The organism is Actinoplanes sandaracinus (assembly GCF_030009775.1).
GTDB lineage: Bacteria > Actinomycetota > Actinomycetes > Mycobacteriales > Micromonosporaceae > Actinoplanes > Actinoplanes sandaracinus.
Genome location: NZ_JASCTH010000007.1, coordinates 78,840 through 91,731, shown reverse-complemented (window position 1 = coordinate 91,731; position 12,892 = coordinate 78,840). Strand labels below are relative to the sequence as shown.

Annotated in this window: 12 protein-coding genes; 8 read left to right on the top strand and 4 right to left on the bottom strand. The window is 71.8% G+C overall.

Annotation, left to right across the window (positions count from 1 at the left end; genetic code table 11):
• Positions 1-63: 63 nt before the first annotated feature.
• Genes QLQ12_RS12330 through QLQ12_RS12320 form a run of 3 tightly spaced genes read right to left on the bottom strand, consistent with a single transcriptional unit; the run spans position 64 to position 2,720 of the window.
• Positions 64-759 (bottom strand): response regulator, encoded by a 696-nt coding sequence (locus QLQ12_RS12330; RefSeq protein WP_282759538.1) that lies wholly within the window; start codon positions 757-759, stop codon positions 64-66.
• Complete coding sequence (locus QLQ12_RS12325; RefSeq protein WP_282759537.1) at positions 756-1,778, bottom strand: sensor histidine kinase; 1,023 nt, start codon at positions 1,776-1,778, stop codon at positions 756-758. Before QLQ12_RS12325 ends, QLQ12_RS12330 begins: the two co-directional genes overlap by 4 nt.
• Before the next feature lie 51 nt (positions 1,779-1,829).
• Positions 1,830-2,720 (bottom strand): UbiA family prenyltransferase, encoded by an 891-nt coding sequence (locus QLQ12_RS12320; RefSeq protein WP_282759536.1) that lies wholly within the window; start codon positions 2,718-2,720, stop codon positions 1,830-1,832.
• A 275-nt stretch (positions 2,721-2,995) separates the two neighbouring features.
• Here QLQ12_RS12320 and QLQ12_RS12315 point away from each other — a divergent pair, with 275 nt between their 5' ends.
• Complete coding sequence (locus QLQ12_RS12315; protein ID WP_282759534.1) at positions 2,996-3,967, top strand: MbtH family NRPS accessory protein; 972 nt, start codon at positions 2,996-2,998, stop codon at positions 3,965-3,967.
• Here QLQ12_RS12315 and QLQ12_RS12310 read toward each other — a convergent pair.
• Complete coding sequence (locus tag QLQ12_RS12310) at positions 3,964-5,145, bottom strand: right-handed parallel beta-helix repeat-containing protein (RefSeq protein ID WP_282759532.1); 1,182 nt, start codon at positions 5,143-5,145, stop codon at positions 3,964-3,966. The genes QLQ12_RS12315 and QLQ12_RS12310 overlap by 4 nt on opposite strands.
• Positions 5,146-5,468: 323 nt before the next feature.
• Here QLQ12_RS12310 and QLQ12_RS12305 point away from each other — a divergent pair, with 323 nt between their 5' ends.
• The 7 genes from QLQ12_RS12305 (at position 5,469) to QLQ12_RS12275 (ending at position 12,890) form a co-directional block, all read left to right on the top strand.
• Positions 5,469-7,040, top strand: coding sequence for a pectate lyase family protein (locus QLQ12_RS12305; protein ID WP_282759531.1), 1,572 nt, complete (start codon positions 5,469-5,471; stop codon positions 7,038-7,040).
• Complete coding sequence (locus QLQ12_RS12300) at positions 7,040-7,960, top strand: pectate lyase family protein (RefSeq protein WP_282759529.1); 921 nt, start codon at positions 7,040-7,042, stop codon at positions 7,958-7,960. Before QLQ12_RS12305 ends, QLQ12_RS12300 begins: the two co-directional genes overlap by 1 nt.
• Positions 7,957-8,913 (top strand): pectate lyase family protein, encoded by a 957-nt coding sequence (locus QLQ12_RS12295; RefSeq protein ID WP_282759527.1) that lies wholly within the window; start codon positions 7,957-7,959, stop codon positions 8,911-8,913. The genes QLQ12_RS12300 and QLQ12_RS12295 overlap by 4 nt, the downstream gene beginning before the upstream one ends.
• Before the next feature lie 152 nt (positions 8,914-9,065).
• On the top strand, positions 9,066-10,112 hold the full coding sequence (locus tag QLQ12_RS12290; RefSeq protein ID WP_282759526.1) for a FecCD family ABC transporter permease: 1,047 nt from the start codon (positions 9,066-9,068) through the stop codon (positions 10,110-10,112).
• On the top strand, positions 10,109-11,146 hold the full coding sequence (locus QLQ12_RS12285) for a FecCD family ABC transporter permease (RefSeq protein ID WP_282759525.1): 1,038 nt from the start codon (positions 10,109-10,111) through the stop codon (positions 11,144-11,146). The genes QLQ12_RS12290 and QLQ12_RS12285 overlap by 4 nt, the downstream gene beginning before the upstream one ends.
• Entirely contained in the window at positions 11,143-11,952 is an 810-nt protein-coding gene (locus tag QLQ12_RS12280) for an ABC transporter ATP-binding protein (protein WP_282759523.1), read from the top strand. Before QLQ12_RS12285 ends, QLQ12_RS12280 begins: the two co-directional genes overlap by 4 nt.
• On the top strand, positions 11,952-12,890 hold the full coding sequence (locus tag QLQ12_RS12275; RefSeq protein WP_282759521.1) for an ABC transporter substrate-binding protein: 939 nt from the start codon (positions 11,952-11,954) through the stop codon (positions 12,888-12,890). The genes QLQ12_RS12280 and QLQ12_RS12275 overlap by 1 nt, the downstream gene beginning before the upstream one ends.
• The last annotated feature ends 2 nt before the right edge of the window (positions 12,891-12,892 follow it).

Below are 12,892 nucleotides of genomic sequence, written 5' to 3'. Positions count from 1 at the left end.
CAGGTCGTAGGCGAATCTACGACCTGTCGTAGGCGGGGTGTAGCCGTGAGCGGGAAAGCGCTCTCACGCCGGCGCTGAATAGGGCGGCTGCTCGCCCGCGGGCTTGATCAACCGGGCGGCGGTCGCCTTGCGGATCGCGTCCACCCGCGACACCGCCTGCAACTTGGCGTAGATGTTGGTCAGGTGGCGTTTCACGGTGGCCTCGGTGATGAACAGCCGGTTCGCGATCTGCGCGTTGCTCATCGCCTCGGCGATGCAGACCAGCACCTCCAGTTCGCGGGCGGTCAGTGGGGTGCCCTCGGACCGGGCCTTCTGCCGGTCGAGCTGCTGCACCGTCTCACGGGACACCGCGAGCAGGATGTTGTTCTGCGCCGGGCGCCGCACCACGGAGCGGACCGCGGCGATCAGCTCCTCCCGCAGGATGGTCTTCAGCAGGTACGCCACGGCGCCGGCGTCCAGCAGCTGGTGCACCATCTCGGCGTCGTCGTGCATGGTCAGCACCACCACGCGGGTGGTCGGCGCCATCGCCCGCACCTGGCGGATCACCGCGACCGGGCCGGGGCCGGGCATCTCCACGTCGAGCAGCAGCACGTCCGGCCGCAGCCGGGCGACCAGGGCGATCGCGTCGTGGCCGGAGGGCGCCTCGCCGACGACCCGGAACTCGGGCTCGGTGGAGAGCATCTCGCGGATGCCGTCGCGCATCAGGGTGTGGTCGTCGGCCAGGCAGACCGTGATCGATTCCAGCGCCGGGCCGGTCACAGCGTCACCCGCGCGAACGGGAGGCGGACCTCGACCCGGGTGCCCGCGCCGGGGGAGCTGGTCAGGCGCAGGGAGCCGCGCAGCAGCTGGGCGCGCTCGTGCATGGACGGCAGGCCGCCGTGGGCGATCTCCGGGTCGCCGGGGTCGAAACCACACCCGTCGTCGGACACCACCGCGTGCGCCTCGGCTTGTGACACGTCGATCCGAATCTCCAGACGGGTCGGCGACGCGTGCCGCAGCGCGTTGCGTGCCGCCTCCCGGACGATCAGGTAGAGCTCCTCCGGGGCGTCCGGCGGAAGCAGGCTCAGGTCGCCCGAGGTGGAGACGTCCACCTGGACCGACGGGGGCGCGTTGACCGCCAGATAGTTGCGCAGCATCCGCTCCAGGCCCTCGGTGCGCGCGGACCGGCGCAGCTCGGCGGAGAGCAGGCGCACGCTGCGGGCGGCCTCGTCGACGCACTCGATGCCGGCGTCCACCTTGGCGCGGGCCTGCGCGGGGTCACGGTCGGCATAGAAGCGGTACAGATCGAGGCGGTGCACGGCCAGGCCCATCTCGTGCAGCACCCGGTCGTGCAGCTCGCGGGAGATCCGCAGGCGCTCCTCCTCGCGGGACGCCTGCAGTTTCTCCATCAGGAAGTTCACGTAGGACAGCGAGGCCTGGGCGACCCGCGTCATGATCGCCTTGTGCAGGACGCGGCTGATCCGCAACGGGTCGTGGCCGTCGGCGGCCAGCAGGTCGGTCAGCGCCGGGAGCATCACGTCGAAGAGGGCGGTCGACGCCCGCAGCGACTCGGCCGGATGGATGCCGCGCCGGGCGCGGTCGGTGCCGACGTCCAACGGAGCGCGACCGGGAGGAACGCCGCCGGTGATCTCGGCGGTCACATCGTCGAACACCGCCCGCACCTGGATCGCGAGCTGCTCGGCGACCTCGGGGTGGGCGATCAGCTCACTGCCCTGCTCGGTCAGGAGTGCGCGGAGTGTATCGAAGACCTGCTCGGCGACAGTCGTCTGGCTGGTCACGAGCCAGATGCTAACACCCTTGAATCCAAGGTGAGCGATGGGATATGCGGGTCAGAAGGCCACAATGGACAGGTGTACGACATACTGACTGCCCATGAAGTACCGGTACGGGCGACGTTGCCGGGAACGCTCCCGGGCCCCGGCGCCGGCGAGTGTCAGGAAGGCGACAGCCAGCGCGCCACAGCCCAGCAACAGCGCCGGGCCCAGCAGCGCCGGCGCGGCCAGCGCCGTGGCGGTCACCGTTCCGGCTCCGGCGAGCAGCACCGACGCCGCGGTCAGGCGGCGGGCCCGCACATCACCGAGCAGGACCGGCAGGGTGCGGCGGCCGGCCGCGCGATCCCCGGCCGCGTCCCCGAGATCCTTCGTGCACCCGGCCAGCGCCATCCACAGCGACATCGACAGCATCAGCACCAGCAGTTCCGGGCTCACCACCCCGCCCGCGGCCGCGCAGCCGGCCAGATAGGTCACCACCCCGCCCATCGTGACCACCACCGCGAACCCGAGCAGGCTGCGCTTCTGCGGGTGCGGGCCGGCCGAGTACACCCAGCCGAGCGCCAGCATGATCGCGGTCAGCACGGCCAGGCGCACCGACACCGCGAGGGCCAGCAGCAGCGCCGTCATCGCCAGCGACGTGGCGTACCGGTGCGCCACCCGAACCGGCAGGCGGCCCGAGGCCAGCGGCCGGACGGAACCGTTGGCCCGGTCCTCGACCTGGTCGGAGATCCCGTTGATGAGGTAGACGTACCAGGTCGCGCAGAGCCAGGCGGTCCCGCCCAGCAGCACCGACGCGGGCCGGGCGGTGAAGGCCTGCGGGGCGGTCAGTGCCACCGCGGCCCAGAAGCGGAGCTGGAACACGATCTGGACGACGGGTCTGGCCTCGGACCAGCAGGCGGAGAGCTGGCGCAGCGGGCTGAAAGCGGGCTGGAGCACCTGGGACGTCATGGCTCACATCCTGTTGCCGCCACCGGCTACCCCGGACCGTCCGGAGTGCCGAGCCGCGGTACGACCTAGGTCGTAGGACCGGTACCACCTCCCGCCACAGTTGCGCCCGGCCGGGCCGCGCCACCTTGCGAGCGGCCGGACGCAGGCCGGACGGTTGCCGGGTACCCACCCGAAAGGAGCAAAAGGATGAAGATGATCCGGAAAGTCCTGGCCGCGACCGAGCGTGTGTCGGCGCTCGCGTTCGTCCTCCGCTACTGAGCTCTCCCGAGCCCGCCATGCGTGCAGTGAAGTCGGCCTATTTCCGCATCGTCGTCAACGAGATCGGTGACCGCGGTGTGTGGCCGGTCGGGCAGATGCCCCCGGCCGGCTGGCGGGCGACCCCGTTCGCCGGCACGGTCGAGGCGTGCGCCGACCAGGTGGCCGAGCTCGGCGCCCGGCAGCAGCCGGGCGACGGGCCCGCACCGGTGTCCCGTGCCACGGACGAGACGCTGGTGCGGGCGCTGCGCGCGGTGGCGCGCCGGCAACCGGACGCCCCGGCGCTGCGCCTCGGGACGCGGTCGCTGACCTATCGCCAACTGTGGGACGCCGTCGACTCGCCGGCCGGTGACCGGGCCGGACCGGTCGGCGACCTGCTCACCGCGCTCGTCGACGGCGCCGCCCAGCCGGTGCCGGAACTGCTCGTGATGTCCGGTGATCTGCCCGTGCGATGGCGTCACCGCACCCTGCTGCGGCTGGCGGGGGAGTGCGGCCTGCCGAGACTCGGCCCCGGATCGCGACTGCTGCAGAGCAGCCCGGCCGGCCACCCGCTGTTCCCGGTCGAGGTGCTGCGCGCGCTGCTGACCGGGGCCGAACTCGTCCTGGCGCCGGCCGGCGTGCCGTGCGACGCGCAAGCGCTCACCGTGCTCGCCGGCGGCCCGGGCCTGACCCGGTTCGCGGCCGGCCCGGACGTCCTGCTCGGCTGCCCCGAGACGACCATGCTGTGTGCCGTGACCGTGCCCGGCACCGCCTCGTGCGCGCCGCTGCCGGGCGGTCACCTCTACGTCTTCGACGAGCGGTTCCGGCCCGCCGAGGCCGGTGAGCTCTACGTGGGCGGCGAGCCGATCGCGGCCGGCTACCTGGACCGGCCCGACCTGACGCTGAGCCGCTTCCTGCCGGATCCGCTCAGCTCCCGGCACGGGCGGCTGATGTTCCGCACCGGCCTGCGGGTTCGCCGCCTTCCCGCGGGCCGGATCGAGATGGCCGCTTAGATCCTCGCGCCGACCGCGGCGCCGTTGGACGGGACCAGGAAGTTCGACGACCTGATGGACCCGTCGGCGTTGCGGGCACCGGTGATCGTGGCGGCGTCGGTGCCGGCCAGCGGCCAGGTGCCGCCGATGTTCCACGAGTTGCCGGAGGCGGTCGACGAGCCGAGCGCCACCGCGGAGGCGTTGCCGACGGCCAGGTTCGCCGTCAGCTTCGACTTCGAGCCGCCGTCGACGTCGAAACCGGTCTTCGCGTTCTGCCAGGCGGTGCTGCGGCTGATCGCGATCGCGCCGGTGTTGCCGTTGTCGGTGAACCCGTGTGCCGCGTTCTTGAAGGAGAACGTGTTGTTGACCGCGTGCGCGGCGGCCGGGCCGGTGCCGCCGCTGCCGCCGAGCTTGAGCCCGTTGCCGTCACCGGAGAAGTTCGGCAGGCTCCAGCGGTTGTAGCCGTTGCCGTACGCGACGGTGTTCTGGATCGTGATCGGTGATGTGAAAGCCCAGGCGTCGAAGCCGTCGTCGACGTTGTTCCAGAGCCGGGCGCCGCGTACCACGTTGCCGGCGCCGCCGCCCTCCTTGATGCCGAGGCCGTCGGCGCTCTCGCCGTTCTTGCGAGGGTCGCGGTTGCCGTGACTGTCCAGGTTGATGATCTGGTTGCCGGCCGAGGACCCCTGCAGTTGGAAGCCGGTCTCGTAATTGTCGCGGGTCACGAGGCGTTCGAAGGTGTTGTCGTCGCACCCCGCGCAATAGACGCCGTACGGCCCGTGAATGATCTCCAGCCCGGCCAGCCTCCAGTGCGACGCCTCCATGTGGATCGCGCCGCGCTGCGCGCGCGGGATGGTGGAACCGACCGCTCCCGGCGTGTAGTCCAGGTTCTCACCGTCGATGATCACCCGTTCGGTGCCGTACGCGGTCAGGGTGATCGGCGCCCCCGACGTGCCGCTCCGGGTGATCTGGATGTTGGTGGCCAGCATGTAGGTGCCGCCGCGCACCGCGATCGTGCCGCCGGCGGTGACCATGCTGATCGCCTTCTGAATGGTGGCGAGCGGCGCCGACAGGGTTCCGGCGCCGGCGTCGTTGCCGCCGGTCGCCACATACAGCGTGGTGGCGGCCGTCGCGGGTGCGTGGAATACGACGGACAGAGCCACACCACTGATCATGGCGGCCAGCACATTCCGCAATTTCATGGGGATTCTCCTTGATTCGCCGCCGGCGCGCGACCGAGGTGGCCCGGGGCGGCCACGACGTGGGGGAATGCGCTTTCCCGCCGGGACGGTACGACACGCATGGACGCAAGTCAATCCACTGACTTCGCAGTGGGTGAACTGCAACATTCCTGCAAACGCCAGAGCATTGACGTGCACGGATGGCAATTTTATGGTCGGCCCAAGGTTACGCGGATGTTACGCAGCCCATTCTCGGTCACTGATTCACGCCGTCGTCTTCAGGCTTCGGCGGCGATTCCGCGTACCCGCTCCTGCTCTTCCGACGGCGTCAGCAAGGACTCCACATGCGAAGAATCCGATGGATCAGCGGCGGCACGGCGGTAGCCGCGTCAGCCGTGCTCCTCACCGCTCTGATCAGCGCCCCCGCACGCGCGGAAACCCTGTTCGGCGACACCTTCGACGACGGCGACGCCAACGGCTGGAGCCGCAACGGCGGCACCTGGGCGATCGTCGCCGACGGCAGCCCCGCCTACCGGCAGTCCGGGACCAGCGGCAACGCCCGCGTCCTGGCCGGCAACAACTCCTGGACCGATTACACCGTCCAGGCCCGGGTGAAGACCCCCGGCACCGCCGGGGTGGCCGCCCGCGCCCAGTCCACCAGCCAGTACTACACCCTCGTGCTGACCGGCTCGGGCAGCGCCCAGCTGCAGCGCGTCTCCGGCGGCTCGGCTTCGGCGCTGGCCACCGCGGCCGTCTCCGGCGCGGGTTCGTGGCGAACCCTGGCACTGACCGTGCGCGGCAACACGCTCACCGGCCACGTCGACGGCAGCCAGGTCGTCCAGGCCACCGACAGCGCCTTCGCCTCCGGCCGGATCGGCCTGATCACCTCCTCCGCGAGCGCCACCTTCGACGACGTCAGGGTGGACACCACCGCGCCCGGACCCGGCCCGTCGCCCAGTTCGCCGACCCCGACCACCCCGCCGCCGCCCGGCGGCTGCGCGGTCACCGGCGCCCCGGCCGGCTTCGCCACCGTGAACGCGTGGGGTCAGAACGGCACCACCGGCGGCGCGGGCGGGCCCACCGTCCAGGTCGACACCGCGGCCGAACTGCTGTCCTCGATCGCGGCGCCCGGCCCGCTGACCATCTGCGTCCTCGGCGTCATCGCCCTGCCCGCCGGCATGTACGACGTGACCAGCGACAAATCCATCGTCGGCGTCGGCGCGACGGCCGGCATCACCGGCGGCGGCCTCAACATCGGCCTGCCGGTCTCCACCGTCACCACACCGCCGGCCGACGCGGTGCACAACGTGATCGTCCAGAACCTGTCGTTCCGCGGCGCCAGCGACGACTCGATCAACGTGCAGATGTTCTCCCACCACATCTGGATCGATCACAACGACCTGGCCCGGGGCTACGACGGCCTGATCGACATCAAACGCGGCTCGTCCTACGTGACGGTGTCGTGGAACCACAACCACCACCACACCAAGAACATGCTGCTCGGCCACGACGACGGCAACGGCGCCCAGGACACCGGGCGGCTCAAGGTCACCTACCACCACAACTGGTTCGACGCGACACCGCAGCGCAACCCGCGGGTCCGGTTCGGCGAACCGGTGCACGTCTACAACAACTACTACTTCTACAACACCGACACCGGCGTGGCCTGCCAGAACACCGCCGGCTGCCTGGTCGAGGGCAACTACTTCGAGAACGTCGAGGAACCGGTCACCAACACCTACGCCGGGCCCGCCGGCCGCTGCGTCGCCCGCGACAACGTCTTCGCGGGCGAGTCCGGCCCGCCGGACTGCAGCGGCGCCGTGCAGGAGCCGTCCACCTACTACGGCTATACCCTCGACGACCCGTCCGCGGTCAAGTCGATCGTCACCGCCGGCTCCGGTGTGGGGAGGCTCTGATGCACGGCCTGCTCGCCGCACTGCTGATCGCACCCAGTCTGGTCGCGGCGCCGCCAGCCACGACCGCCGACGGCTTCGCCACCGGCACCACCGGGGGCGCGGCCGGTCCGACCGTCACCGTCACCGACTCCGCCGGCCTGGCCCGGTACGCGGGAGCGAACACCCCGTACACCATCCTGGTCAGTGGCCGGATCTCCGCCGGCGGCATGATCACCGTCGTCGCGAACAAGAGCATCCTCGGGATCGGGTCCACCGCCGAGATCACCGGCGGCGGCCTGCAGCTGGGCACCACCACCCGGCCCGGCAACAACGTGATCATCCGCAACATCCGGTTCGGCAACGCCTCCGACGACTCGATCAGCGTCACCAACAAGGCGCACCACGTGTGGATCGACCACAACGAGTTCCTGCCGGGACACGACGGCTCGCTCGACATCAAACGGCAGTCCACCAACGTCACCGTGTCGTGGAACCGTTTCCTCGGCACCGACAAGTCGATGCTGCTCGGGCACTCCGACACCTTCACCGCCGACGTCGGCTACCTGCGCGTCACCTACCACCACAACTATTTCGAGGGCTCTAACCAGCGGCACCCGCGGGTCCGGTTCGGCGAGCCGGTGCACGTCTACAACAACTACTACAAGAACATCGGGTTGTACGGCATCGCGTCCACCGAGAACGCCGGTGTCGTCGCCGAGGGCAACTACTTCGAGAACGTGCCCCACCCCTGCCACTCCACCGGCGGTTACGCCGAGAGCGCCCCGGGCCGCCTCGTCCAGCGGGCCAACGCCTTCGTCAACTCCGGCGGTTGCGAGGCCGGCGGCGTCGTGACCGAGCCCCGCACCTTCTACTCCTACACGCTGGATCCCGCGGCGAACGTCCCGGCGCTGGTCACCGCGGGCGCGGGGGTGGGCCGATGAGACCGCTCCGCGTCCTCGTCACCGCGCTGCTCGCCGCCGGTTCGCTCACCGTCGCCGCGGGTCCCGCGCACGCCGCGCCCACCGTCGACGGGTTCGCGTCGGTCGCCGCTCTCGGGGTGAGCACCACCACCGGCGGCGCCGCCGGGCCGACCGTCACCGTCGACACCACCGACGAGCTGCTCGACGCCATCGACACGGTCGGTCACCTCACCATCCAGGTGTCCGGCGCCATCGACATCACCAGCAAGCAGGGCGTACGCCCGAACAAGACGATCGTCGGCATCGGCGCCGGCGCGACGATCCGGGGCGGCGGGTTCGACTTCTACAAGTCGTACAACGTGATCGTGCGGAACCTGACGTTCGTCGGCGCCGAGGACGACGCCGTCAACGTGGGCCAGCAGTCCCATCACATCTGGATCCACCACAACACGTTCGTCAGCCCGGTGGACGGGTCGATCGACATCGTGCGGGGCGCCGACTACGTCACCGTGTCGTGGAACCACTTCGCCGGAACCGACAAGAGCATGCTGATCGGCCACTCCGACGGCGCCTCGTCCACCGACGTCGGCCACCTGAAGGTCAGCATCCACCACAACTGGTTCGACGGGTCCCGGCAGCGGCATCCCCGGGTCCGGTTCGGCGAGCCGGTCCACGTCTACAACAACTTCTTCGACGGCAATGCCCTGTACGGGGTGGCCTCCACCATGAACGGCGGCGTGCTCCTGGAGGCCAACAACTTCAGCGCCGTCCCGTACCCGTGCTTCTCCACCAGCGGTTACGCCGACAGCGGCCCCGGCCGCCTGGTGCAGCGCGGCAACGTCTTCACCGGCTCCGGCCGGTGCGAGGCCGGCGGAGCCGTCGCCGAACCCCGCGCCTACTACGGCTACACCCTCGACCCCGCGTCGGCGGTGCCGTCCCTGGTGCGGGCCGGTGCGGGCGCCGGCCGGCTCTGAGACCACCCGCACCTGATCAGGAACGGCGCGTCGCCCTAGGGTGCCGCGCCGTTTCCGGTATTCCACCGGCGTGGTGACGTGGCGTGAGATCGTTGAAGATCGCATGTTAGGTTAGGGCAACCTAATTAACTCTCCTTACGGTGGACTGCTCGATGACGATTGCCGCTGCGCCCGCAGCCGAGACGACGTCATCGCGCGATTCCCGGCCGGGCCGCCGGGTGCTGGTGGTGGCCGCGCTGGTCGTGCTCCTGGCCGTGATGGTCCTCGCCGGCTTCGCCCTCGGCAGCAAGCCGCTGCCGCCGGGCGACGTGTGGCGGGCCCTGATCGCGCCGGACGGCGGCGAGGCCAGCGTCATCGTCCGGGAACTGCGCCTGCCGCGCACCGTGCTGGGGCTGGTGGTCGGCGTGGCCCTGGCCGTCGCCGGGGTCCTGCTGCAGGCGCTGACCCGCAACCCGCTCGCCGAGCCGCGGATCCTGGGGATCAGCGCCGGCGCCTCGGTGGGTGTGGTCCTCGCGATCTCCGTGTTCGGCGTCGGGACCCTGACCGGCTACGTCTGGTTCGGCGTCGCCGGCGCCCTGCTGGCCGGCGTCCTGGTGCTGGGCCTGACCGCGGGCACGCCCGACGGCTCCAACCCGGTCACCCTCGCCCTGGTCGGGGCGGCCCTGGACGCCAGCCTCGGCGCGGTGGTGGTCGCGCTGCTGACCGCGGACGCCCGCACCTTCGAGGAGTTCCGCTTCTGGGTGGTCGGCGGGCTCGGCGGCCGGGACGTGTCCGTCGCCCTGCGGGTGCTGCCGTTCGTCGCGGTCGGCGCCGTGCTGGCCGCGGCCGTGGCGCGCGGCCTCGACGCGCTGGCTCTCGGCGACGACATGGCGCGCGGCCTCGGCCACCGGGTCGGCCTCGTCCGGATCGGCGGCGGCGGCGCCGCCGTCCTGCTCACCGGCGCGGCCGTCGCCGCGGCCGGGCCGATCGCGTTCGTCGGGCTGGCCGTGCCGCACCTGGCGCGGGCCCTGGTCGGGGCCGACCACCGGTGGACGCTGCTGGTAGCGGCGCTGCTCGGACCGGCGCTGCTGCTCGGCGCGGACGTCGCGGGCCGGCTGGTGGCGCCGCCGGGGGAGATCCCGGCCGGCATCATCACCGCGCTGATCGGCGCTCCGCTGCTGGTGGTTCTGGTCCGGCGGGCCCGGATGGCCGCGCAGTGACCTCCGCGACGATCGGCCGGTCGGTCGTGCGTGCCGGAGCCGTGACCGTCCTCGTCCGGCGCCGGTCCGTCATGGTCGCCGGCGCCCTGCTCGTCGTGCTGGCCGCCGCGGTGCTGGCTAGCCTCTGCGTGGGCAGCCGGTACATCGCCCCTCTCGACGTGCTGCGTGCGCTTCCCGGCGACGGCACGCCCTACGACGTGGTGGTGCGGCAGCTCCGGCTGCCCCGCACGGTGCTCGCGGTCGTCGTCGGCGCCGCCTTCGGTGTCGGCGGAGCGCTGATCCAGAGCGTCAGCCGCAACCCCCTGGCGAGTCCCGACATCATCGGCATCACCCAGGGCGCCGGGCTGGCCGCCACGGTGGCGCTGACCACCGGGGCCGCCGCGGCGCTGGTGGCCCCCGCGGCGCTCGCGGGTGGCCTGCTGGCCGCGGCCGTCGTCCTGGCGCTAGGCTCGCGGCACGGGCTGGCCGCCCGGCGGTTCGTGCTGGCCGGCGTCGCGGTGGCGGTGGCGTTGCGCTCGCTCACCGAGGTGGTCATGCTCTCCGCCGACCCGATCGACGGGCTCCGCGCCCAGATCTGGCTGATCGGCACGCTCGCCGGCCGGGGCTGGACCGAGGCGGCGTACGTCGCCGTCACGCTGGCCGTCCTGCTGCCGGTGCTGTTGTGGGCCGGCTGGGCGCTGGACAGCAGTGCCCTGGACGACGACACGGCCCGGGGCCTCGGGGTGCGGCCGGTGGCCCGCCGGACCGGGTTCGTGGTGACCGGTGTGCTGGCCGCCGCCATGGCGACCGCCCAGGTGGGCGCGGTCGACTTCGTCGCCCTGGTGGCGCCGCAGGTGGCCCGGCGCCTGGTCCGCGCGGAGCGCCCGCCGCTGCTGTGCGCCGCGCTCGTCGGCGCCGTCCTGGTGGTGCTCGCCGACCTGCTCGGCCGCCGGCTGTTCGCGCCCACCCAACTGCCGGCCGGCGTGCTGACCGCTGCCCTCGGCGGGCCGTACCTGCTTTTCCTGCTGGTCCGTGGACGTAGGAGGGTCTTGTGACGGCTCAGCTTTCCACCCGTGCGCTCATCGCCGGATACGAGGACCGCGTGGTGCTCGACGGCCTCGACCTGGACCTGCCCGGCGGGGAGTTCACCGCCATCGTGGGCCCGAACGCCTGTGGCAAGTCGACGCTGCTGCGCACGCTGGCCCGGCTGCTCAAGCCCCGGTCCGGCACGGTGCTGCTCGACGGCGCCGCGGTGCGCGACCTGCCGACCCGGGAGGTGGCCCGCCGGCTGGCCGTGCTGCCGCAGAGCCCGCTGGTCCCGGAGGGCGTGACCGTGGCGGAGTTGGTGGCGCGCGGGCGGCAGCCGTACCAGCGATGGTGGCAGCAGTGGTCCACGAGCGACGCCGAGGCGGTGCGCGAGGCGATGGCGCTGGCCGACGTCGACGGCATCGCCGACCGGCCGGTCGACACCCTCTCCGGAGGACAGCGGCAGCGGGTCTGGATCGCCATGACCCTGGCCCAGGACACCGACATCCTGCTGCTGGACGAGCCCACCACCTTCCTCGACCCGGCACACCAGGTCGAGATCCTGAACCTCGTGCACCGGCTGCGGTCGGAGCGCGGGCGCACCGTCGTCGCGGTGCTGCACGACCTCAACCAGGCGGCCCGCTACGCCGACCACCTCGTCGCGATGCGCGGCGGAGCGGTGGTGGCGGCCGGCCCGCCACGCACGATCCTCACGGTGGACCTGGTCCGCGACGTCTTCGGGCTGGACTGTCTCGTCGTGCCCTGCCCGGCCTCCGGTGCACCGCTCGTGGTGCCCACCTGGCCGGTCACCGTATCCCCAGGAAAGGACGCCTGATGCGTCGATTCAGCACCGCGGCCCTCATCGCGGTCGCCCTCACCCTCGGTGTGGCCGGCTGCGCCAGCGATGCCCCGCCGAGCGCCCCGGCCGGCGCGACCCGCCCGGTCACCCACGCGATGGGCACGACCGAGGTGCCGGCCAGCCCGCAGCGCGTGGTCGTGCTGGACACCGACAAGGTGGACACCGCCCTGTCGCTGGGCATCGTGCCGGTCGGCGCCGCCCGCGCGGGCGAGGCCTCCGGGTGGCCCGCCTATCTCGGCGACAAGGTGTCGGCCATGAAAGAGGTCGGCGTGCTGGCCGAGCCCGACCTGGAGGCGATCAGCGCCCTGCGGCCGGACCTGATCCTCGGCTCCAAGTTCCGCCAGGAGAAGTTCTACGACGAACTGTCCGCGATCGCGCCGACCGTGTTCACGGAGAAGGTCGGCATCACCTGGAAGGAGAACTTCCTGCTCGACGGGGCCGCGCTGGGCAAACAGCAGCAGGCGCGCGACCTGCTGGCCGCCTACGAGACCCGCGCCAAGCAGGTGGGCACGAAGATCGGCACCCCCGGCGACCGGAAGATCTCGATCGTCCGGTTCATGCCGGCGGAGATCCGGGTCTACGGTCCGGAGTCGTTCTCCGGCATCGTGGTGGGCGACGTCGGGCTGGGCCGCACCGAACGGCAACTGCTGGCCGGCAAGGACGACAAGCGGTTCGACAAGGTCAGCCCCGAGCGCCTCGCCGAGGTGGACGGCGAGGTCATCTTCTACTGTGCCTACGGCGAGAAGGCCGCGGCGCAGCAGGCCGGGGTGACGGGCGGCGACCTGTGGAAGAACCTCGCCGCGGTGAAGGCGAGCAAGGTGTACCCGGTGACGGACGAGACCTGGATGCTCGGCATCGGAGTGACGGCCGCCGGCAAGATCCTCGACGACCTGGAGAAACACCTCACCAGCTGACG